19 protein-coding genes are annotated in these 23,264 nt (G+C 43.7%); 1 reads left to right on the top strand and 18 read right to left on the bottom strand.

Annotated features, from left to right (window positions below):
* Positions 1-181: 181 nt before the first annotated feature.
* The 8 genes from MH117_RS01885 to MH117_RS01850 all read right to left on the bottom strand — a co-directional run bounded on the left by MH117_RS01885 (position 182) and on the right by MH117_RS01850 (position 9,261).
* Positions 182-688, bottom strand: a complete 507-nt coding sequence (locus MH117_RS01885; RefSeq protein ID WP_239326812.1) for a DUF1854 domain-containing protein — start codon at positions 686-688, stop codon at positions 182-184.
* Complete coding sequence (locus tag MH117_RS01880) at positions 685-2,874, bottom strand: ABC transporter ATP-binding protein (protein ID WP_239326810.1); 2,190 nt, start codon at positions 2,872-2,874, stop codon at positions 685-687. Before MH117_RS01880 ends, MH117_RS01885 begins: the two co-directional genes overlap by 4 nt.
* Positions 2,875-3,034: 160 nt before the next feature.
* On the bottom strand, positions 3,035-3,598 hold the full coding sequence (locus tag MH117_RS01875) for a GNAT family N-acetyltransferase (RefSeq protein ID WP_239326808.1): 564 nt from the start codon (positions 3,596-3,598) through the stop codon (positions 3,035-3,037).
* Between the two features lie 203 nt (positions 3,599-3,801).
* Entirely contained in the window at positions 3,802-4,401 is a 600-nt protein-coding gene (locus MH117_RS01870) for a nitroreductase family protein (protein WP_239326806.1), read from the bottom strand.
* A gap of 102 nt (positions 4,402-4,503) precedes the next feature.
* A complete protein-coding gene (locus MH117_RS01865) occupies positions 4,504-5,643 on the bottom strand; it encodes a glycoside hydrolase family 18 protein (protein ID WP_239326804.1) in 1,140 nt (379 codons plus the stop codon).
* A gap of 7 nt (positions 5,644-5,650) precedes the next feature.
* Positions 5,651-6,751 carry an acyltransferase gene (locus tag MH117_RS01860; RefSeq protein WP_239326803.1) on the bottom strand — a complete coding sequence of 367 codons (1,101 nt, stop codon included), beginning with the start codon at positions 6,749-6,751 and terminating at the stop codon, positions 5,651-5,653.
* Positions 6,752-6,769: 18 nt separating this feature from the next.
* Positions 6,770-8,119 (bottom strand): glycosyltransferase family 2 protein, encoded by a 1,350-nt coding sequence (locus MH117_RS01855; RefSeq protein WP_239326801.1) that lies wholly within the window; start codon positions 8,117-8,119, stop codon positions 6,770-6,772.
* A 584-nt stretch (positions 8,120-8,703) separates the two neighbouring features.
* Positions 8,704-9,261 (bottom strand): GNAT family N-acetyltransferase, encoded by a 558-nt coding sequence (locus tag MH117_RS01850; RefSeq protein WP_239326799.1) that lies wholly within the window; start codon positions 9,259-9,261, stop codon positions 8,704-8,706.
* 167 nt (positions 9,262-9,428) lie between these two features.
* Here MH117_RS01850 and MH117_RS01845 point away from each other — a divergent pair, with 167 nt between their 5' ends.
* Positions 9,429-10,145, top strand: a complete 717-nt coding sequence (locus tag MH117_RS01845; protein WP_239326797.1) for a cupin domain-containing protein — start codon at positions 9,429-9,431, stop codon at positions 10,143-10,145.
* Between the two features lie 159 nt (positions 10,146-10,304).
* On the opposite strand, the gene MH117_RS01840 is transcribed toward MH117_RS01845, so the two are convergent.
* The 10 genes from MH117_RS01840 to MH117_RS01795 form a co-directional block, all read right to left on the bottom strand.
* Entirely contained in the window at positions 10,305-10,907 is a 603-nt protein-coding gene (locus MH117_RS01840; RefSeq protein WP_239326795.1) for a nitroreductase family protein, read from the bottom strand.
* 43 nt (positions 10,908-10,950) lie between these two features.
* Positions 10,951-11,553: a DsbA family oxidoreductase gene (locus MH117_RS01835; RefSeq protein WP_239326793.1), complete on the bottom strand. Its 603-nt coding sequence runs from the start codon at positions 11,551-11,553 to the stop codon at positions 10,951-10,953.
* 344 nt (positions 11,554-11,897) lie between these two features.
* A complete protein-coding gene (locus MH117_RS01830; protein ID WP_239326791.1) occupies positions 11,898-12,794 on the bottom strand; it encodes an ETX/MTX2 family pore-forming toxin in 897 nt (298 codons plus the stop codon).
* Positions 12,795-13,262: 468 nt separating this feature from the next.
* Complete coding sequence (locus tag MH117_RS01825) at positions 13,263-14,180, bottom strand: response regulator (protein WP_239326789.1); 918 nt, start codon at positions 14,178-14,180, stop codon at positions 13,263-13,265.
* Positions 14,158-15,450, bottom strand: coding sequence for a sensor histidine kinase (locus tag MH117_RS01820; protein ID WP_239326787.1), 1,293 nt, complete (start codon positions 15,448-15,450; stop codon positions 14,158-14,160). Before MH117_RS01820 ends, MH117_RS01825 begins: the two co-directional genes overlap by 23 nt.
* A 325-nt stretch (positions 15,451-15,775) precedes the next feature.
* Positions 15,776-19,903, bottom strand: a complete 4,128-nt coding sequence (locus MH117_RS01815; protein ID WP_239326785.1) for an S-layer homology domain-containing protein — start codon at positions 19,901-19,903, stop codon at positions 15,776-15,778.
* 129 nt (positions 19,904-20,032) lie between these two features.
* Positions 20,033-20,683, bottom strand: a complete 651-nt coding sequence (locus tag MH117_RS01810; protein WP_239326783.1) for an amino acid ABC transporter permease — start codon at positions 20,681-20,683, stop codon at positions 20,033-20,035.
* Positions 20,683-21,351, bottom strand: coding sequence for an amino acid ABC transporter permease (locus tag MH117_RS01805; protein ID WP_239326781.1), 669 nt, complete (start codon positions 21,349-21,351; stop codon positions 20,683-20,685). Before MH117_RS01805 ends, MH117_RS01810 begins: the two co-directional genes overlap by 1 nt.
* 85 nt (positions 21,352-21,436) lie before the next feature.
* Positions 21,437-22,243 carry a transporter substrate-binding domain-containing protein gene (locus MH117_RS01800; RefSeq protein ID WP_239326779.1) on the bottom strand — a complete coding sequence of 269 codons (807 nt, stop codon included), beginning with the start codon at positions 22,241-22,243 and terminating at the stop codon, positions 21,437-21,439.
* 20 nt (positions 22,244-22,263) lie between these two features.
* Positions 22,264-22,992, bottom strand: a complete 729-nt coding sequence (locus tag MH117_RS01795) for an amino acid ABC transporter ATP-binding protein (protein WP_239326777.1) — start codon at positions 22,990-22,992, stop codon at positions 22,264-22,266.
* Positions 22,993-23,264 lie beyond the last annotated feature (272 nt).

Raw genomic sequence — 23,264 nt, 5'->3', positions numbered from 1 at the left:
AACATCAATATACAGAAGCCTCAATATGGAATTTGATTAGTTAAGAACGGTCACCAACATTAAAGTCTCTCCCTTAAGTGCAATATAATTGTTATTATAGCGAAGCTAACCTTCTAAAGCAATAACTATGCAATTTAACCTTATTGTAGCCCTTTTCACATATCGAATAGTCAAAATCATGCTACAGCACATCTGCTAACCACTTCTTGCTGCTCGGGCCTAATTCATCCATATTAGCAATCTCACACTGTCTCCCTTGAGCATCCGTTAACAGAAGACGAGAAGCTCCGTGCATTTGCATATGTTCATGCAGGTTAGGCATGATCAGCCGCAGTGGTCCTGCGTCCGTAACAAGCTGCCATATCCACATTTCATGGATATACCTCACACTTTGAATACACGTTACATGCGGCATAAAATACCGCAATCGCATTTCCTTAGCAAGCTCAAATCGACTCTCCTCGTCCAATTCCTGGGGCTCCACGATAATACCCAGCTCAATTCCGTTACCGTCTCGAACCGACACATAATGGTCTGGGTCTGTAACAGGAAAAGTACGATATAAAATTAATTCGTCATACGCTCTACCTTCAATACAGCCGGATAATATACCGCCGATCGAACGTGTCAGCGACATGCTTGCGGGAGACAATTCCTTGATTTCACAATTCGCACGTTGTGATCTCACACCAGACGCCCCCTTGCGCTTGATAGTTCTTGTTGAGCTTCCACGAGGCTAAAATATTTCCCACCAATGCTCATCAGTTCTTCATGCGTACCTATCTCAGCAATACGACCTTGGTCCAGTACGACTAACCGATCTGCATCTTTTAGTGTGGACAATCGGTGGGCAATGGCAAAAGTAGTTCGACCTTTGATCAACTGTGAAATGGCTTCTTGAATTTGCCGTTCTGTATTCGTATCAACAGATGCCGTAGCTTCATCAAGAATCAGAATACGCGGATTATGTATAATGGCACGCGCAATCGCTACCCGCTGCTTTTCGCCTCCTGACAAGCGATGGCCTCGCTCACCGACTCGCGTATCGTAACCATGTGACAGACGTACGATAAAGTCATGTGCGTTGGCGATGCTGGCAGCGCGTATAATATCCATTGGTGAAGCGTCCGGTTTGGAATATGCGATATTTTCCGCAATCGTTCCGTCAAACAGAAACGTCTCCTGCAAAACAATACCGATGTGCCGACGCAAATCCTCCTGCCTAATATGCCGCAAATCCGTGCCGTCCAGCAGAATACGGCCGCTGCCAGGATCATAGAATCGACACAGCAAATGAATAAAGGTAGACTTGCCAGCTCCGGAATGGCCGACCAAACCAATCATCTCTCCTGCTTTGACGGTGAGATCAATCTCTTTCAACGCAGTACGGTTCGCTTCATATCCGTAGCTGACCTGCTCAAATCTCACTTCACCGCGTACTTGATGAAGTGCAAGCGCATGCGCTGTGTCAGCGACTTCTACAGGGGTATCCATGATCTCAAATACCCGATCTGCAGCCGATAATGCCTGATTCGTCCAATTTACAGCTTGACTGAACCACTGGAGCGGTCCAAGAAACATGCCTAAATACGCAATAAAAGCCATCAAGACACCGAGTGTCATCTGATTTCGCAGGACAGCGTCCCCTCCGAAGTACCACGTCAGCAGCACACCTGAGCCCGCAAGCCAAGCAAATATCGGAAATACAGCAGACCATAAGCCATCTACCTTCACATTTTGCACAACCGCATCCCTATTAGCTGCTGCATACCGCTCCTTCTCTGCTTGTTCCTGACCAAATGCTTTAACAACACGAATGCCAGAAAGAGAATCGCCTACCTGACCGTTAAGTCTAAAAATAGAACGCCACTGTCGATACCACATCCGCCTAACCTTAGGCCATATTCGCACAGAAAATAAAATAATCAACGGCACAGGCAGCACCGCCAACAAAGTTAATTTCCAGTCCAGCGTAAGCATAACTAGGATAATGGCGATAAGCTTTAAAGCATTGCCTCCTACCCACATGAGACCATCCGTCAGAAATTGACGCATCGCTTCCGAATCGTTATTGACGCGGCCAATAAATTGGGACGTCTGTCGCCTGTCAAAAAAAGCGAGCGACATCCCCATTAACGCATTATAGATGTCGGTTCGTATTTCTCCCATCAGCTTAGCGCCGATCCTGACACCTATAAATCCACGAACAATTTGTCCTAGTGCCAGCACAAGCTCTGTACTCGCGAGCGCAATGACAAGCCATAATAAAGCACCACCTAAGTTCATAGGCTGAAGCACGTCGTCTACCATTATTTTAGTAATATAGGGCGGAATAAGCTCGATTAACGTTGTTACAACAAGCAGTGAGGCGGCTACTGTCATTTGCTTCTTGTAGGTCTTGGCATATCCGAGCATTCGCGACAACACTCTGCGGTGGTCTCTACATGCTGGACAAGACCTGGCCCCACTTGACCATGTTGCGCTGCACACCGAGCACACATGTGGTGAATCGTTCTCTGAGGCTTCGGGCAGCACGTCATCTTGAACGACTGCCATGATCAGCTTGGCTGCATAGCCAAACATGGCAGCAAGCCCTGCCGAATATCGCAGCAGTACCTGCGAGCCTGAATGCTGGTCAACGATAAATGAGCCGCCGCCTATAGCCTCAACCGTGCGCGCATTGATTATATCCGCTAGCTGGATCTGATTGGCCAGTGCTGCACTCGCTGACCATATTGTCACTTCGTCCGCTGTCACGGTTAACCATTGCTCACAAAAATGGTTATCCAGGCTTAAATCCGTCCATGCGTAATATAAAATAGTCGTCTTCACTTGCTCTTTAATCTTTGTCGGGAGCTGTCTTGTCGCTCGCATGTTGCGCTGCCTCCTTACTCACCCGGTTACAAGGTCAAGGTGCATGTATTACAAGGAGACTCCAGATGGATAATTGATGTACGGTTCCATCAATTCATGGAGCTTACAGTAGGCATTTAGCAGAAATTATTTTATTTAAACGTTATGCGTGATGAGTGATTTATAACACTATGGCATGTGACGCAGGTTTCCATTCACTTGCCAATAATCCATAAACGGCATGATCGATACAGCGATCATGCAACCATTCCGCTTGTCTAATGCTGCCTTCATAGGTAAATCCAAGCCGCTCGGGAACCGCTCTGCTTTTCGTATTATATTCCCCTGCTCTAATCTCAATCCGATTTAATCCATATTCCGCAAATGCATATGTAATCATTTCTCTGCACGCGCTTGTTACAACACCCAAACCTTGATACTCCGCTGCCAGCCAGTATCCGATTGATGTTTTCCGATTCCGCCAATCCAATTCATGGAAGCCAATGCAGCCTGCAAATTTATCGTTATAATACATACCACAATTAAATCCGTTGTTATTCGAAAACTTCCGCAGCTCACTTTCAATAAATTGTTTAGTGTCATCGGCACTTTTCATATTGTCAACCCATGGTAGCCATTCTCTTAAATGGTCTCGGTTATGATTGGTAACTTCATAGATTTCTTCTGCGTAGACAGGTTGGAGCAGCTTTAGCTGTATCTCAGAGCTTACATTATAACTAAACATGTATATCCTCCTTTGACTAGACTAACTTAGGCTACCTTTACATCTGGACGTAAATATGTGTTTACACCTTAGTCAGACTAATTGTTTTACGCTATTATAACTTCCATTTATCATCATAGTCACCATAATATGCACTTCAATTAAAAAAATCCGTGCTGTGTTCAGCACGGATTTCTATTCAACTCCAAAAGGACCGTTTATAATTATTTATACACCTTTAAGCGACTTTCCAACGGTTGGAATGCCTTTTCGCCAGGCTGCGCTGCTGGTTGACCAAATGGCATCTGTGCGATTAATTTCCAATCACCTGGAAGACCCCACTCTTGTCGTACTTGTTCGTCTATTAAAGGATTGTAGTGTTGGAGCGAAGCGCCGAGGCCTTCTTGCTCTAATGCTGTCCATACGACAAACTGCAGCATCCCTGACGATTGCTGTGACCAAATCGGAAAGTTGTCGCTGTACGCGGCAAATTTCTCTTGCAAAGATTGGATGACAGCCTGATCTTCAAAAAATAGTACGGTTCCATAGCCACTGCGGAACCCCTTCATCTTGTCTGCTGTCGGACCGAAGTTGTCTGCTGGCACGATCTGGCGCAGCGTCTCGGTTGTCAAATCCCACAACTTATCATGCTGTTCCTTTAGCAGGACAACTACTCTTGCGCTTTGCGAGTTAAAAGAAGAAGGAGTATGTAAGACTGCCTCTCCTACAAGCGCTTCAATCCGCTCGTCACTCACAGTTGTTTCTTTGCTGATCGCATAGAATGTTCGTCTTTGTTTGACCGCGGCCAAGAAATCGTTACTCATTGGTTATCGCTCCTTTTATGCTTTGCATAGGCGTTCCAATAACATAGCATGTCCATACTATATTATATATAACCTCAATTTCAGGCTCTTAATCTTAGACTGTCATTCTTTATTTAAGTTCTCGGACAAATATTTCACTATCCCGTCATCTGCATCCTGCGAATATTCCCATACCATAGCTCCTGCGAGATCTTTCTGCTTGATATAGGCCACTTTTGCCTTCAGCGCTTCCTTATCCTCATAGCTGATGAAGATATCACCATCGTACAAATAAGCAGCCTGTGCCTTCTCGTCAAAGTAGCGTTTGAATCCTTTTTTGTTCATATACTTGTCCATAAGCGTTTTGTAGCTGAGATCTGTTTTGACGATATCAATCGGTTTACCCAACTCGAATAATCCGTCTTTCTTGCTTTTAACGCCTTTCCAACCATATGAATAAGCTGGCACACCCAGCAACAGCTTCTTGCTATCAATATCGTGTTCCAAGTATTTGGTAATGACCTTATCAATACTGAGCTTCGATTTATTTTGTTTGTCGATATACAAGTTGGAATTAAAGCCTGTCGTATCCGACCAGCGTCCTGTCATGTCGTAGCTCATAACGTTAATGTAATCGACGTATTTCTCCACCTGTTTGACTTCTACATTTTTAAAATACCAATCCTGCGTTCCCGAAGCAAAGGTTAACAAATATTTCGATTTGTTTTTATGCGGCAGTCGATTAAGCTTTTCTCGAAGTTCTCTCATAAGACTTGTAAAGTTCTTAGTATCTTCGGGACGAGCTTTCTGAGTCTTCCATGCGTCAAATGCGGGATACTCCCAATCGATATCAACACCGTCCAAATCCAGTTCTTTTACCATGCTTATTATATTTTCTGTAAATAAATACCGATTTCCGTCCATTGCCGCATCAGAGAATCCATCTACACCATAACCACCAACCGCCAGCACCATCTTTGTGCCCTGGTTATTAGCCTTTAGCTGTTTAATGTTTTCCTTGATCTGATTGTTGGCTGTAACATCCTTATGAAAATACAGATTGGTTCCGTCAATCTTTGCAAATGCTACAAAAGCGATATCTACTTTTTTCTCTGTCAAATGAACATCCTTTGGATCACGCCACGCTTCAATATAGACCGTTGTTACTTTTTTTTCTTCCGCATTGGCAATCTGAAAGAAATAGATTCCCATTCCAACCAGCAGCAGAGCTACAAAAACCTTGGTGTATATACTTATTTTCATCGTTGCTCTACCCTCTTCCGCCGAATAATATTTGCGTAATGAATTTATTCAGATTTAATACTTTAACCGTTACATAACTGATCGAGAATATCGCAAATATGTTAAAGATAAGGCTAGTACTCGTCTGAAGCATTGTAGCCTCCACTTCCACTCTGCGAGATACCAGAAGATCAACCAATAAATGGATGAGGTAGATGCTGAAGCTTGCTTTGGATAAAGAGCTGATCATTTTTTTCACTTTATGATTTGTTTTTTCGCTAATTGATGTCTCTTTCTCTTTGAAGAAAACAAACATACCAACGGCCATGAAGAAAGTCGTAACAGAGTAGTTGCCGTAGAACATCTCATCTAGCACCCCGCTGTGGAGTGAAGCAAAATAAGTCGCTACAGGAGTCAGGAAGAAGGATACGATACCTAGGTTGTACACAATATTTTTCCATTTATCCGAAAGATCAAAGTTAAACAAGTAATAGCCTAGAACAAAGTACCCGAGGAACCCTGTAAAAAAGGGAATATTTAAAATCGGAATATTAATGTACTGATCGGTCAGTCGGAATACGACATCTGACACAAACCGATACACCACACTCACAATAAACCATAAGAGCAAATAATAACGAATATCTTTTTGCGAACATACTTTAACCAATTTACTAATCAGAGGAACAGTCGCATAAATAGCGATAATAGCGTATAAGAACCATAAATGTACGTAGTTTCGATCCGTCAGTAATCTATACCCAAAGTCCAGTATAAACTCGCCAACTCCCATGTTGCTTTTGAGAATATAATACTGGCTGTACAGATCATAGATCAGGGACCAAGTGAATAAAGGGATAAGCAGGGGCACAACCCGCTTGAGATAAAAATCTTTATAGGACTTGACCTCAACACGCAAGATCATCGCGCCGCTTATCATAAAAAACACAGGTACCGCAAAGCGTGATACGGAATTAAACAGATTGCTAATCCACCAGGAACCCGTGTTAAAATCGTTGGTCCGAGTCAGTAAGTCGGCGGTGATGTGGAGAATAATTACGGCTGCGATCGATAAAATACGGAGTATATCCACATATACGATTCGTTTATTCTGAAATATGCTGTTCATAGTTGCCCCCTGAATAACTTATTGAGAACTAGCTGCCACGTTCTGGCTAATGGTTGCGACGCCTTTTCGTTCTACAAAGCCCCAACCCTCATCATTGTCAAAGTACTTAAACGTACCGACGATGTTAATGTACAATAGTATGTTACGATACGTGAGCAGCTCGTATTGACTGAATACAAACATCTTGACATAGTCGAAAAATGAATAATTACTGCCATATTTCTTGCATAGGAAAAGTGAGATCAGAATTTGAACTGCATTTACAACTAACGTTACGAGGAACAAGACTATAGCTTGCAGAAGATTATCTCCCGAGAGCAGTGCTTGTATAATATAAAATATCGTGGTAAACGCGGTGAACGTGCCTAATATAAAGCCGTCAATGGCGAAGAACAAACTTACACCCACCGTAAATTTTTGCGATAGCTTCGACCAGTAGATTAAAATGCAATCCACAAATGCTTTTTGCCAACGAATACGTTGCTTGTAGAAATTTTTAAGATTTTCGGGGCATTCCGTGTAGCATACGGCTTCCGGCGCATATACCAGCTTCTTTTTCAGCTTGTTGGCTTTCAAATATTTATGAATTTTGAGGGTTATATCGATATCCTCGCCAACCGTACTCCTGAAGCCATTTACCTCGACTAGAATATCTTTATAGAAGGCTCCGAACGCACCGGAGATTACCACAATAGAATTAAAGAAAGATTGCGTTAGCTTGCGGACATAGAACCCGTGGATGTAATTAATAATTTGACTTTTAATAAGTCCTTTACCTTTAAATTTCTCAAAGATGACACCATCTTTGCGTTCAGCGCCCTGTACAATCTTAACCGTTCCACCAAGCGCAATAATCTCATCGTCTTGAAAGTATTGATTGACATATTTTAATGAATTCACTTCCAGCATGCTGTCTGCATCTAAAGTAATCACAATGTCCGCATTGGCACAGTCAATACCCGCATTAAGCGAATCTGCTTTGCCGCCGTTAAGCTTATCGATCACAAATATATGCGGGTACAGCTGTGATCTGTATATTCCCTTGATCGATTTGTATGTAAGCTTGTTATCTGGCTTTCTGCTGTCCGGGACTAATTCTAATAATTCTTCTAATTTGGCAAGAGTGCTATCCTTGGAACCATCGTTAATGATAATGATCTCATGATTCTGATAGTTCAAACCCTCCATCGCATCTATACAATTCTTGATCGTAAGCTCCTCATTGTAAGCCGGAACAAGTACGGAAATTGATTTTTCATCAAAGGTTACATCTAACTTTCTCACTTTACTGAATAAAAGCGGAATGACCGTATAAAGAAGCTGAAAGACAAGGAACACAATCGTCGATAAATACAAAAAGTATTGCATGGTATTCACTCCTTCTTCTCTATCTACTGCTCTTTGGCGTAACAAAATAGGTGTTGTTCATATGATCAAAGAACACACATAAGATATCGCTATCTTAGTTTGTGTGCATAACAAGTATGATGAAATTGAACCTTGAACAACAGGGAAATGTAATGATACGAAATGAAGAAGACACTTACGAGAGATTGACGAAAAATGGATCTGAAATTGGGGAGATCTAGACAGGTATTTATGCGTATAACGTAGCCGACATATATGCATAAATTCGGATGTAGTGTTGCACCTACTCTCTGTGTAATTATGGTAGTTTATAATTTCTACTTACAAAATATCGCATTTAACGTCGAAAAGTAAAACCGCTCTAATTTTGAAGAAAACGAATACATTGCCATTTATCAGGTTCAATCTTCCAATTGATACGTTTTTCAGCCCTTTCAGAAATTAAAGCATAGTTTAGTTATATTCTCATAAATATACACTTTTTCTTTCATAATCTTGCCCTTGATGGAGAAGCCGCATATAGAAAAAGAGGACTGCCGCGTTGAGCAGCAGACCTCTTTCTCTCATGGATTAACAGTTAAGTTCTATACTTTTTTTACCATGTGCTCATAATGTTCACCAGCAATTGTTATGACAAGGCCGTCTCCCTCATATCCCTGCACTTCATACAACTGCTTTGCCCTGTTATTTGCCACGTTCACCAGTAATGACGCCTTTGACAAACCTCGTGTTCTTGCTTCATCTTCAAAAGCGGCCATAAGCTGCTTGCCGATGCCTTGTCCACGCTGTGAAGCATCTACCGCTAGCGAATCCAAATAAAATTCCCCTGGCAGCGCTTCCTTAACAAGTTGAACTGGCTCCCCACGCAATTCAGATAAGCGTGCTTCCAACGGCTGGTCCAATGCGATCACATTGCTGCCCTCATAAAATAACGCGTAGCCGAGCGGTACCCCGTCTTGCTCCCATACGATGCTGTTATCCCAACTTAGACGATTGCCAGATTGTAAAAAATACTGTTCCAGTACGTCTACAGTCGTTTCTATGTTTTCCGTCCCCGACAAATCAAATGCAATAGTACCTATTGCTTCCATCATAAGGGGAATAATATGTTTACTGTCCTCTGGCTTTGCTAATCTGATCATATCTGATTCCTCCCGACTATGTAATATTAGATATACTTATATCTTACCATAACTATAGGCTCCCTTTCATGTTGCCTAACAGAGATGCTCACCCCCATGTGGGCATTCGCATATAATGCGCTGTGCCGCAAATACGATATGAATCTCGGAAAGGGTGTATGATCACCATGGCGACTCCAGATTTTCAGTCCCCCTCTTTGAATTTATCTTTTGATGTAAACAGCAGCTCGTTTTTTAAAAAAGACGATAACAACTACATCAATGTATTGTCCAATGTCCAATTACCTTCTTTGGAAAATGTATCTTTACTTGACATCTTTCTCAGCGAGGGACAAACAGTTGAACCTCATTGGCATCCCAATGAAGCTGAATTAGTATATACAATTTCAGGCGAACTATTTATCGGAATTCTAAATGCGTTCACCAATCAAGTATTAAATTATCGGCTGAAGCCAGGTCAGGTCGTCAATATTCCTAAAGGATGGTGGCACTGGGAAACAGCGTTAACAGACCAAACTCATGCGCTTGCCATATTTGATCAGCCTGCGCCAACGGTCATATTTGGCTCAGATGTGCTTCGCCTTACGCCTAAAGAAGTATTGGCTCATACTTATTGTTTAAACGAGGAACAGATTACCTCTGCGCTCCAACCGATCACCAAAACAGTTGTGATTGGTCCTCCTGCCAACTGTATGCGGCCTGCTGGAACAAATGGGCAAAATGAACAACGGGCATATTCGCAACCTCATCCGCATCATCCATCTCATCAGCCGCAGGGTTACCATCCGCATACAGCTGTTCCGCAGCCTCAGTACGGTTATCCTGCTCCCTATCAGCCCTGTCCCCACCATCAACCAAGCCCATACGCTTATCATCGATTTTGACAATTACGCACCTTACTTGCAGCTATAATTTACACCTACTCCACATCAATAAAAGGGCCGAGCAAGTTCGCTCGACCCTTTTATTGATGTTAAAGCATTCATCATACATTTATAATCTATACCATATCCATACTCGATAAACCAGCGGCGCGACGTTGCTTAGAAGAACTTCACAACATCTTCAAGCGGCAAGAATGCTTTCTCTCCTGCCTGTTCCTTCGCTTCGCCAAATGGCATTTGCGCAACCAAGCTCCAGTCCTGCGGAATGTTCCACACGTTCTTTACTTCTTCATCGATGATCGGATTGTAATGCTGAACAGATGCACCGATACCTTCTGCGGACAATGTTAACCACACTGCATACTGGAGCATGGCACTGCCTTGATGCGACCAGAATGGAAACTGATCTTTGTAGGATGCAGCTTTCTCTTGCATCGTACGGATCGTTTCTTGGTTTTCAAAGAACAAAATTGTGCCTGCACCCTCACGGAAGCCTGTCAATCGTTCAACTGTCGCTTCGAAATTTTCTGCCGGAACACGGGAACGCAGCGTTTCTTTTACGATATCCCACAGTTTCTCATGTTCGCCATCCATCAGGACAACGATACGGCCACTTTGCATATTAAAAGAAGTAGGCGCATGCAGAGCTGTCTGTATCACTTCTTGAATTTTTTCTTTCGTAATTAAAGCGCTCTTTCCTACTTTACGAACAGAACGACGGTTAATTAAAACATCTTTTAAGTTAGTAGTAGCAGCTGACATGTAGAAAACCTCCAAATTTGTATGTTATATGTTGTCGTTTGTATTAGACCTTGGCTAGTTCGCGATCAATAATAGCAGCCAATCTTTCCTTGCTGGCCATACCTTTAACCACTTCATTACCAATTACAAACGTTGGTACGGCGTTAATACGAGCTTCTTCATACGCATGCTGCAAAGCAGCCTGATGCGCTTCGCTATATTGGCGTGACTCCAGTGCTTCTTTGAATTCCTCCATCGGTAGACCGACATCCCCAGCCAAGTTCGTTAATACTTCAACGTCCTCGATATTCTGCTCTTCTTGAAAAAAGGCCGTGAACACTCTGTGGTGAAATTCATTTCCCTTCCCGCGTTCCTTCGCAAATTGACAACCTTCAAAAGCCAAATGCGTATATGGGTGCGGGGATAATCGCGGCAGTCGCATCTCGATGCCTAACTTCTTCGCAGTTGGGAGAATATAAGAATCCCAAGAACTCAACTTGTCAGGTTCCTGCCAAGGATCAATCTTTGGCTGTGGGCTGCGTCGTAATTCAAATGGCATCCACTCTACCTCGACGTCCTTTTCCTTTACAATTTCATCCAATGGCCCCTTGCCCAGAAAACAGAATGGACATATAAAGTCGGAATATACTTTAATTTTTAAAGTCATCTTTTCACGCCTTTCTAGCTGCACTTGGTTTTCGTCAAATATAATCCTTGCGGTTAACAGCAATTGTGTGAAGATGGCTTGCGACCTTTACACTTCTGGATAAGATCCTGATTAAGAGGATTCCTTGATCAAATTATATTATGATGTGTAATGATCTCCCTGATGTAACTATTATAGTTACATCATAAAAGTAAGTCAACCTTTTCTTTGTTACTACAATAAAATAATTTACTTACTTTTTTAATATGAGTTTTAAATCCATATTTTTATTATGAAACCCCCGTTAAAACGATAAAAACCGCCCCCAATAATAGAGGCGGCTTGTTTGTTTCCTTGATCATAATCTACTTATAAATAGGTTTTATTCCTGACCACCGATTCGGAGTTGTGTTGTTCACAATTCGTGTTTCCACTGAAATAGGCTTACTGGGGTTAGTCACGTCATCTACCGTTACGTACAGCCGAGTGCCATACTCCGTACTGAACCGTCCCTCCCCTTCTGCTCTCACGCCATAACGTAATTTATCAAATATGGGGCGATCCTCGCGTTCCACACGAATTAATCCTTGTTTATCACTGGCATAGTTGAGGGCAATCCCAATCGATTCAGGTGAATCCCAGAAAATACTGTAGAAGGATAGTCCGAATATATCGGCCAATAAGGTATTTCTGCCCGATACTTTCAATTTATCAAATACATAATTTACTCGATATGTTTTCCCTGCTGGAACAATCACGTTCTGAGGAGGTACAATAAGCGTTCTAGTAATAGACTTTTCTTTGGTCTGCGAAGTGGACATATCATAGTCTACACGGAAGGTATGTGAAGCCGTTGCGACGAGTACACTTAGAGAAGCATTATATTCATAGCCAAATGTCCACCCTGTTGTATTGGTCGTACTGGTTGTTTCCAGAAATTCATATTCAAATGAACTCGAGGTTAGAGTTTGCTCCTGAGCTGTATGGTTAGTAAGAAAAGAGTCACCTACCGTTAATGTTTCGACATTAGATACCGTTGTACCTTCGATATTGCTCCCCTGTAATATCGATTCTTCCACCGTATGCTTAACAAAATAATTACCCCACGACGGATCACTTTTTAACATCGTGTCGATTTTGTTCGAGATGCTCACAACGGCGTTGTTTCTCTGCTCTTCCGCTTTGACGGTCGGAGATGCCATTCCAGCTAGAAGCACCACACTCATTGTAGATACAAGTAACAGACTTAATAACTTTTTCATGTTCTCGATCTCCTTTATCGGTAATGCTACTTCCACATTATGATGAGCAGTTCGAATACAATCACTTTTCCACCTTATGTAGACCGCTGTTGTTTTATGCGCTTATATACGCTTCGCATCAGTTTCAAGCACCATTCGAGCCAAAACAAGCTGACACCGATTGCACACCGGTATAAGCTTGCTTATCGTGTCTTGAGTTGTAATTACCTAGGTTCAACTAATTGTCATATCATGGACTGATTTACAACAAAGTTAACGGATATACATTTTCAATTCTTCTGTCCTGTTTAGTTTACTGGACAAGTTCATGTAATCTAATTGCTCAAATTGTTACTCGATGAAGGACAAAGATAAATAGAAAAGACCTGGATATACGAAGAGGATTATACTCAGCTTAGAATGCAGACATTAAAGAGGTTAACAGAAATCGAGGTGATCTAGCAGTTTTCACCTGTTTTGGAACTGATATTATTCACTTACGGAACAGGACTCTACATAAAAAACATATAAAAATTTCCTGAGGTTTAATTTTGAAGCGGACGACTTGCTTGGTTCCTCCAGTTCTCGCATGCGCAGGCGGACTTCCTGAAAGTCAAACAACCGTGCAGCAAAATATTCAAATGTCGGGTGACCGTAATCGTTTAAGCCTAATGACGACAGGTGAGTAAGCGTTTGCATAACTAATCTTCGTATTCTCTGCTCAATTGCACGCACATCCTTTTGCAGGTTTGCTCCGGGCTGTTGAGGACTGCTGATCGCCAATTGTTCATAGATGGTTTTGAGTGGCGGCAAGTCAGGCAGAATTTGCTGCGCTTGCTCCTGCGTTTTTAGCCATTTCATAATACGAATGAGGTCAGAAGTGCCCGCCTCGCCTGCAATTCCTAATTGCAGCAGCAAGGAGCGCGCTTGCTGTTCAATCGATCTCTCCTTCTTAAGGAGCCTTCCTGGCTTCATATCTACTGTCCCTGACACCTCCAACAAACGAAGTGAGTTACGAATCGCCTGCATCGATTTCTCTAACATCAGGTGATCAGACACACGTCGCAGCACAGCTAGAACTTCCAAGCGATTAATGGGCTTCTGGATAAAAGTATCGACACCTTGCTGGTAAGCCTCGCCTATCATTTCCTTGTTCTCCACTTGGGAGATCATAATAAATCTGCCACTGTAATTTGCTTCCCGCAGCGCTTTGACGGTTTCAATGCCGTCACGGCCCGACATCAACAGATCAATGATTACAACATCCGCAGCTTGAACGGCTATTACAGACGCACAAGCTCCATCTTCGGCTTCGCCGATGACCTCGCCTAGGCCACTTTCGGCCACGATGCGCGATAACATTTTGCGAACAGCAGGATCGTCTTCAACCACATAAAATTTGAGCACCTTCAACAGCCTCCCTTTGCGTTAAACGTTCCACAGGAATACGTACTTCGAAGCGCGTAAAGTCTGTATCGCTGCAAACGTTAAGGTCTCCCCCCAGCAAGCGAACGATGTCCGCAGCGTGGGAAAGCCCAATGCCTGTTGATGCGTTTCCTGCAGCATCAAATTTGGTCGTAAATCCAGGATGAAAAATCATGTCCATTTCATCAGCACATATGCCTGGGCCATTGTCCGTGACGGAGAACAAAATGCAATCATCGCATAACTCTCCCTGCAACCGAATATGTCCTTGCTGTGTAATGGCTTCTACCGCATTCGATACGATGTTATTCAGTACGGAAAGCAGTGGATAAATCTCGTTTGTGGACAAGTTGATGTCCGTACACGCTTTGATTTCGACCTGTTTGCCGAGCAGCAAGCTGTAATTGGCATTTGCGCGAACCACCATGGCACACAAATCTGAAATAACAATACGCTTTGACAGCATACGTTCCTGTTGGATGATCTTAAATAAACCGGCTAAAATCCGTTCCGAATCTTTTTTGACTTCATGCACATGCTCTGCAATATGAAGAGCTTGTGCTGAATACGGGTACGACTCCTTTTTGAGTGATTTGTATAACTGGTAGCTTTCACGTGTAATTTCTTCAATATGAGACATGGACTTCTTGAGATAAAAAGCCTCAGCAAACAAATCTGAATTAATCATCATTAAACGCTCCAATTCCAAGCGTCTTTGTTCCCCCAGCGCTCTTACCTGCCGAATGGCCAGCATATTGCACAGCCCTACAACAAAGAAACTGCGGAGCAAGCCAACTAAGATGATCAACATCATCTCTTGATACGTCATACCAGTAGACTCGCCTGAGGCCATACGGATCAACAGTTCTGCGCCATTGGATGCCATATCTGCAAAGGCGCCGAAAAAGGCAACTTTCAAGTGATATTCGACGTTCATTTTAATCTTAAGCAGCGAAATTACTGCCGCGAACGTCACATAATAGAAAAATACGGGATAATGCTGAACAAGCCCGTCATCCAAAGGGATACCGTGCAGCATCCCATCCATTGCAATTCGGAACGAAACTACAAATAGTCCAGCAGAAATACCCGTTACAAGTACAGGAACTGAAAACCATAACATTCCGAAAAAATAAGCCATAATTCCGAGCGAAAATCGAAACTCCCCTCCAAACGGAGTGATCTTTACCTCACCGAGTAGTCCTGTCGACAATAGAATGATGATCCAAATAAACAATCTATAGTCTCGCATTTCGATTTGCCGCTCCTTCCCACCTGTGATCCCCCTTTCCCTCTCCACTTATCGTACTGGAAAAGAGTGTATATTGTCGCGTAAATCCTACATTTTTTAACTAAGCAGCTTGCATAAATCCAATTTGGCTAATAAGCAGTAGAAATGAAAACCGAATCAGCGCCACCAAACTGTGCCTTGGTGCTAGCTGTTTTGTTGGCCCTGTGTACTGTAACGCTGCCGTTTCAGATTTTCAGATGGATAGCTCTGGAGAAGGCGATCACTACAGTACATGGATATTAAAAAGGGCTCCCCCAATTACTCTGGGGGAGCCTGCTATTTAAAACTATCGGTTGTTACGAGCTAAAAGGCTAACAATCATACTGACAGCTTCGGCTCGTGTTGCATGCGCATTTGGTGCAAACCGATTGCCACTAATACCCTTAATGTAGCCTGCCTCCGCAGCTGCTGCCACATACGGAACAGCCCAAGCCGGAATCTGCTTCACATCGGCAAAGTTGAGCTTCGCTTGAGACTTCGGTTCAAGCCCTGCTGTCCGTACAATAATTACTGCCAATTCGGTTCTAGTTAAGGCACGGTTAGGCTGGAAGGTGTTATTGCTATAGCCAGTCACCCATCCCGCTTCAACCCCTTGTCTAATCGCCTGTACTGCCCATTGTTGAATCTGGTCTTGGTCCGCAAATGTTCGTGCAGCACCGTCGCCCGACCGTTGGAGGGCTCTCGTCAGCATCGCAACTAATTCTGCTCGCGACACCTGCTTATTAGGCTTAAAAGTACCATCCGCATACCCCGTAATAAAACCACGATTCACACTCTCACGAATAGCGTTCTCTGCCCAATGACCACTTACATCAGATAATGAAGGGGATGGCTTCCCATTTTCGGTGCTGCCGCTGCCAGTTTTAGAAGAATCCTTTTCGCTACTGGTGCCACCGGCATTACCTGTGCTTGTTCCTGTGCCACTTCCAGAATTCCCGCCAGAGCTGCTTCCGTTACCATTTCCATTATTATTTCCGTTACCGTTGCCATTTCCGTTGTTATTTCCAGAACCACTGTCACTTAATACCGCAACAACACCATCGGCATTGACTTTTCCGCTAACGGCTTTAATCACAAATTGATAGCTCTTCGCTGCATCCAATCCTTGAACTATATAGCTGTAAGAGGCTTTGCCTTGCTCAGGTCGAATTTGAACGTTCCAGTTCGGTCCAAGCTGGTCGCTCTTCTCATAAATTCGATAATTTGTGATCTCTGGCCCACTTGAAGGTGCCAGCCAAGACACCGCAGCCGAGCCATTTTGAATCGCTCCAAGCTTCGCTTCGCGTACAAGGTTCGGCTTAGGTGTTGTCTTCTTGATGCTGAATTGATCATAACGATCAGTAGATCCTGTCTCTGTCGTTGTGTACACGTCAAAGGAGATTTTGTCTTCGGTCACCGTTACACCTGTAAACATCTCCTTATTCGGCTGACCGTATTTTTCAGCAAACGGGAACGGTCCCTTCTTTGGTGAATACCGTTTGTCCCCTGCTGCATTGCTCACCAAATACAAGGTGCCTTTCGGATTAAGCAGACTTCCATTTCCATCTAAAGGCGTGTTCTTTTGCGGCTCATGGTTGTACATTGGATATGTCCGCGTGTAGGAGTGATCGTGTCCACTAAGCACAACATCAATACCAAGCTCGTCAAATAACGATGTCAGCTTATCACGGAAGAAAAGGGTATCGCTGTCATCTGTATGGCTGGCAACTGAATAAGGGGACTTATGGAACATGACGATCTTCCACTTCTGATTGCTTTTTGCAGCTTCCTTACGCAGCCACTCCTCCTGCTTCTTGTACACCACATCAACATCTTTCACTTCATTATATTCCGTATTAATGACCATAAAGTGAGCTGCTCCATAATCAAAGGAATAGACCGATCCGTCTGGCTTTGCTCCGGTATATGAAATATTAGGCAAGTTAAAATGATACCAATAGTTATTGTTCAGTTTGTTCTCGTGATTACCCACTGTTGGAACTAACGGTATTTCTTTAAAAATGGATTTCGGCTTATTCAGCATCCACATCCACTGGTCTTCAATATCACCATGATCAACCAAATCACCTGTGACCGTTATGAAACGGGAGCTAGGGAACTTCTTCATCCCCTCCTCCAACGTATGATTCCATGTGACGTATTCGGGCTCTGTCGTCCCTTGCGGATCTGTTGTATACAGGAACGTATACGCCTCATCACTTGGCTTCGCCGTTGTAAAGGTGCTGATGCCACTCCAGTGCCCATCCTGCCCGTCACCTACTCGGTAGCTGTAGGTTGTATTCGGCTGCAGGCCTTGAGCCAACACCTTATGACTTGCGTACACCGTTCGCTTGCCTGCACTTTTATCAGAACGTGTCTGATAGACTTGAACGTCCATGGACGTTCCTTCAAATGTCAACGTATGCCCCGCTGGCAGCGTAGGCCCTGTCACGATAGCTGTTGGTGCAAGCTCCAGCTTTGTTCCTTGTACCTTCGGGTCGGTATACCAAGCAAAACCTTGAGTTGTGCTCGGATCACCATTAAATGTCATCGACAGTGCCGTTGGAATGAGGTTTCCGGAATTGCCCTGTCCCTCATCCTTAGGATTTGCGATCAACTGCATCGCCCAATATAAATCTGAGCTGCTGCCACTTCGTTGGTGAACCTCCGCAGCCAGCACATTACGCCCTTCTTTTAGCACACTCTTAAGCGCTTGTGTCAAATCTGCGGTTTCCGTCGTCGGGCTGCCTAACGTTGTAGCACTGTAAGTCTGGTAATCAGGTTCTCCCGCAGGCATGTTGTATCGATAGACTTCTGTACCATTGACATAGAGAATAACACCGTCATCAATTCCAAATTGACCGACAATTTTGTTGTATGCCGACAAGTTATTTACGTCCATCGTCGATCGAAAATAAGTGGTCGGATGCTTCTTCGCAGCATCCTTTCCATAGCTAATCACCTGCTGAATACTTCCAAAAGCGGTCGTTGATTCGTCTGCTGGATATCCAAGCGGCCCGCGACCTGAAGCCCAACCAGAGTCATTATAGCTCGTTGTCCGCCATGCTGTTCCTTGGTTAGATCCATCATCTAGATACTTCCAACTCGAATCTTTAGACAGCATCACAATGCCTTGTCCTTGATTGCCAGGATTGCCACCATTGCCGCCACCAGGATTCGTGCCACCACCATTGCTATCCTGCTCAGGCAGCGCAGTCAGCTTCATGTCGAAATACAAGTCTGAGCTCGACGGGCTTTGGTTGTGAACTTCGATCGTCAGTACATTCGGCCCTGGACGCAGCCATTTTTTTAATGCTTCATTCAAATCCGGAGTATAAATTACTGGCTTATCTTTATTTGAAGCTGCCAAGGTTGCATATGTTACGGGTCCCTCTGGCATCCCGCCTCGAAACACCTCAATACCGTTTACATAGAAGATAAAGCCGTCATCTGCGCCAAACACACTTTCAAACGAGCCATAACCACGCAGATCAGCAATCGTTATCGTTTTGCTCAAATAGCTGGTCGTACGCTTGTTCTTGCGGTCTTGACCGAAGTCCAGCATTGTGGACACCTTGTCAAATACGGTATCCGGCATAACGTCATCAGTCGCTGCACCATTCTTTTCTTTATAGCCAAATGGGGCAAGGCCACTCTTCCATGACGAATAATCATAAGTTACGTCCGTAACCGTCCGACTATGATCGATACCCTCATCATTGTAACGCCATAGTGAGCTTTGTGTGACAAGCGGCAGCGGCTTCAACGCAGGAACAGCTGTCAGCATCATATCGAAATAAAGGTCTGAGCTGGAAAGGCTTTGATTATGTACCTCAACGGTCAAAGTATTATTCCCTTTTTTCAGTGCAGCCTTAAGCTTTGCGCTCACATCCTCTTTATAAATAACCGGCTTGTCTTTTGAGGATGTGGATAAAGTCCCATACGTCACCTCGCCATCCGGCATTCCACCGCGGCTGATTTCTGCCCCATTCACATAGAACATATAGCCGTCGTCCACACCAAAAGTCGCCTCAAAGGAAGCATAGTCACGAACTTCATCAATCGTAATCACTTTGCTGAAATACGTTGTCGTGTGCTTGTTCTTTGCATTCCCGCCAAAGCTAATGGTCGTGGCAACCTTATCGAATATAGAATCTGGAGCTACCTCATTGGTCGCGATGCCATTCTTCTCCTTGTATCCAAATGGAGCAAGGCCCAATTTCCATGAAGAATAATCATAGACAGCCTGCTTCATCGCCTGACTATAATCAATTCCTTCATCGTTGTAGCTCCAGTGCGAACCTGCACTTACAAGCTCAACCGTTGCCTTTCCTTCGCTTCCTTTGCTCTCTTGCGCTTGCACGCTTGTTCCCATTGGAATCGAGCTCAGCGCAACAGCTAGCGTCAGCAACAAGAGTGACCATCTTCTCTTCATGTGATTCACCTCTATTCACCTCTTAACACAGTTGATAATTTATGTTAGCACTGAAATATCAGAGCGATGTTAGGAATAGGATAAGAGATTGTAAAGGCATAATTTGAGGCTCAGGTCTATACAAAATGCTCAAACATGTTTATTTTCAAGCTTGCGCGAAGCGATCGAGAGTAAATAATTGATTGTAAAATACAGGAGGGCGGCAAACAAAAACGTCGGAATGACGTACTTAATATGATGACCGTTGATGATCTGTACATGGTTCATCAATTCCGGAAGCGCAATAACTACCGCAAGCGATGTATCTTTTAACAGCGAGATGAATTGGCTCACCATTGGCGGCACCATCCGGCGCAGCGCGATTGGCAGCACAATGTGTGTAAGTGTCTGTACCGCTGTTAATCCGGATGAACGACCTGCCTCTATTAGTCCCTTTTCGACGGAGTTTAGCCCCCCTCGTACGATTTCGGAAATCATGGCTGACTCGAAAATGACAAGCGCAATGACCGCTGCTGTAAATTTATCAAGTTTAATTCCGATCTCAGGCAGAGCAAAGTAAGTAAAAAAGATAATCAAGAGCAGTGGCAGGTTGCGGATTGTCTCTACGATAACCGCAAATAACTTCCCTAACACAGGCACTTGTGCGTATCGGACAGTACCCACAACCACACTAATAAGAAAGCTAGCCGCAATGGAGATCAGCGCAACCTCTAACGTGATTAAAAAACCACTCAGCAAAAACTGTATATTTACCGGGGACAACGCGCCAATAAAATCCATTATGCCTCAACTCCTTTTACGTGTTGGAACCTGCGCTCCAAGTATCGGATACCGAAACTAAGCGGAATCGTCAAGATCAAGTAAAACAATGCGGCAAAAATGTAGGTGCTGAAGGTGTCAAACGTATCCGAATTAATTAAATCAGCCTGATACATTAAGTCCGATGCCGACAACACCGTAAATATCGATGAATTTTTCACCAGATTCAAAAATTGATTGCCTAACGGAGGGATAACTAATTTAATAGCTTGTGGCATAATGACATATCGCATAGCTTGAAGATAGGTTAGTCCAGAAGAGCGGGCTGCTTCCATTTGACCTTTGGGAACAGATTGGATTCCAGCACGGATCACTTCCGCAATGAAAGCAGAAGTGTACACCGTCAAGGCTGTAAGTCCGGATATAAACAGCACCAAAATAGCACCCGTCAAGAGCGGAACGCCAACCAGCACAAAAAATGCGATGAGTATGAGGGGGATATTGCGGAAAAACTCAACGTAGGCGGTTCCAATCCATTGCAGTGACTTCACAGGCGTAATGCAGATCACCGCGATAATGGCACCCAGCACAAAACTCGCAAGGAGGGAAATAACACTCGCGGCAACAGTTCCCCCCAATCCGATCAAGTAACGGTCGAGATGCTCCGTAAGAACCGAGAATTGAATCACTATATTTTGCCCTCCTAGACTTGTAGTCTTTTTTAAAAAGAAAGAGGAGAAGAGCGGCGTACGCTTATCCCCTCAACATTTACGCTTAGTTCGGTTTTTTTCCAATCCATTTTTCATAAATGTGGACGTATTGTCCGCTATCCGTTAGTTCTTTTAACGTATCGTTGATTAATTTCGCAAATTCTTCATCACCTTTACGGATGCCTATACCATACGGCTCTTTTGTAAAGGTCTCCTCCACCACTCGAAACTTACTATCTTGCTTAGCCATTCCATAGAGCAAGGCATTATCGGTTGTTAATGCAATGCCTTGGCCCGCTTTTAAGGCGGTAAACGCCTCTGCATAGTTTTCAAATTCCATGACTTGGGCGTCAGGCGCCGCCTCGCGAACATTTTTTGCGGATGTGGATCCCTTTGCAGTCAGCACTTTTGAATCCTTCGTTAAATCTTTGATAGAGTTGATTGCGCTGTCACTAGGCACTAGCAATGACTGGCCGGCCGTAAAGTATACATCCGAGAAATCAATTTCTTTTTTTCTCTCTTCTGTAATCGTCATCGTCGCCACAATCATATCAATGTCTCCGTTTTTAAGCATGGGGATCCGTGTTTTAGAGGTCACTTCCATAAATTCAATTGCATTTTCGTCCCCGAGAACTTTCTTGGCGATCTGCTTTGCGATATCGATGTCTAGACCCTGCACTTGTCCACTAGCGGGGTCCTTTAATCCGAATAAGTTCAAATCGTACTTGACTCCTGCAATGATTTTGCCCTGCTTTTTAATTTTGGCAATCGAACCTTCGGCTTCAGATGCTTGTTTCACGCAACCTGCTAAAGCGCTTACAAGAAGTGCAACAACTAACGATAATCCGATAACTTTACCCCAACGTTTCATATCCATCTCTCCTTATGATTTTAGTGGTTTAATATCCGACTGAGGAACAATCGAGCCCGCTCTTCGCATGGTTGCGTGAAAATTTGTGATGGCTCCGCCTCTTCAATAATTCTGCCTTGATCCATAAATACAATCCGATCCGCCACTTCTTTGGCGAAACCCATCTCGTGAGTGACTACCACCATCGTCATGCCTTCCCGCGCCAGCTGTCGCATGACGTCCAGCACTTCGCCGATTGTTTCTGGATCTAGTGCCGAGGTAGGCTCGTCGAACAACATAATTTTAGGTTTCATTGCGAGTCCCCGTGCGATAGCGACACGCTGCTGCTGACCGCCGGACAACTGGGACGGAAAAGCATTAGCTTTATCAGCGATGCCTACTTTCTCAAGGTTTAGCATCGCCGCTTCTTCTGCCTCAAACTTTGACATGCCTGCTACTTTTGTAGGAGCAAGGGTAATGTTTTGCAGTACCGTCTTGTGTGGGTACAAGTTGAAATGTTGGAATACCATCCCGATATTGCGCCGCAGATGGTTAATGTCGATAGATTTGTCATTTACACGCATACCGTCAACAATCAATTCACCGTCCGTAACCAACTCCAAGCGGTTAATACAGCGTACCAATGTACTTTTTCCAGATCCGCTCGGGCCGATCACGACGACAACCTCACCTTGTTTGATCGATAAATTAATATCTTTCAGCACATGATAAGGACCGTAATGCTTATTAATCTGATGGAAATGAATCATCCCTGTCCCCCTCTCCTTCGAATGAAATAGGTGGTTATTCAAAGTTAATCGGGTACCCACGAAAACCTACAGAATCCGACAGAATTAAATATTTAAAATTAGAATTTATCTACTAAACATTCGGACAAATAAAAAAAGCCCCCCGTATTTACTACTGTAGGCAGAAAAAATAGCATATGGATGGCTGTTAATATATTGCGAATTTACTTATCAAATTGATGATGTTAAATTTCATTGGCTGATATTAGACAAACAGGAACGTTTGTTCTATA

This window comes from Paenibacillus sp. ACRRX (assembly GCF_022346885.1).
GTDB lineage: Bacteria > Bacillota > Bacilli > Paenibacillales > Paenibacillaceae > Paenibacillus_B.
This window is presented reverse-complemented; position numbering and strand designations above follow the sequence as displayed.

Coding starts and splice junctions, on each gene's coding strand:
- MH117_RS01800 (WP_239326779.1), bottom strand. CDS start 22,243: ATGAAACGTTGGGGTAAAGTTATCGGATTATCGTTAGTTGTTGCACTT.
- MH117_RS01880 (WP_239326810.1), bottom strand. CDS start 2,874: ATGCGAGCGACAAGACAGCTCCCGACAAAGATTAAAGAGCAAGTGAAG.
- MH117_RS01860 (WP_239326803.1), bottom strand. CDS start 6,751: ATGAACAGCATATTTCAGAATAAACGAATCGTATATGTGGATATACTC.
- MH117_RS01810 (WP_239326783.1), bottom strand. CDS start 20,683: ATGGATTTTATTGGCGCGTTGTCCCCGGTAAATATACAGTTTTTGCTG.
- MH117_RS01855 (WP_239326801.1), bottom strand. CDS start 8,119: ATGCAATACTTTTTGTATTTATCGACGATTGTGTTCCTTGTCTTTCAG.
- MH117_RS01845 (WP_239326797.1), top strand. CDS start 9,429: ATGGCGACTCCAGATTTTCAGTCCCCCTCTTTGAATTTATCTTTTGAT.
- MH117_RS01795 (WP_239326777.1), bottom strand. CDS start 22,992: ATGATTCATTTCCATCAGATTAATAAGCATTACGGTCCTTATCATGTG.
- MH117_RS01840 (WP_239326795.1), bottom strand. CDS start 10,907: ATGTCAGCTGCTACTACTAACTTAAAAGATGTTTTAATTAACCGTCGT.
- MH117_RS01830 (WP_239326791.1), bottom strand. CDS start 12,794: ATGAAAAAGTTATTAAGTCTGTTACTTGTATCTACAATGAGTGTGGTG.
- MH117_RS01815 (WP_239326785.1), bottom strand. CDS start 19,903: ATGAAGAGAAGATGGTCACTCTTGTTGCTGACGCTAGCTGTTGCGCTG.
- MH117_RS01850 (WP_239326799.1), bottom strand. CDS start 9,261: ATGATCAGATTAGCAAAGCCAGAGGACAGTAAACATATTATTCCCCTT.
- MH117_RS01865 (WP_239326804.1), bottom strand. CDS start 5,643: ATGAAAATAAGTATATACACCAAGGTTTTTGTAGCTCTGCTGCTGGTT.
- MH117_RS01870 (WP_239326806.1), bottom strand. CDS start 4,401: ATGAGTAACGATTTCTTGGCCGCGGTCAAACAAAGACGAACATTCTAT.
- MH117_RS01835 (WP_239326793.1), bottom strand. CDS start 11,553: ATGACTTTAAAAATTAAAGTATATTCCGACTTTATATGTCCATTCTGT.
- MH117_RS01875 (WP_239326808.1), bottom strand. CDS start 3,598: ATGTTTAGTTATAATGTAAGCTCTGAGATACAGCTAAAGCTGCTCCAA.
- MH117_RS01820 (WP_239326787.1), bottom strand. CDS start 15,450: ATGCGAGACTATAGATTGTTTATTTGGATCATCATTCTATTGTCGACA.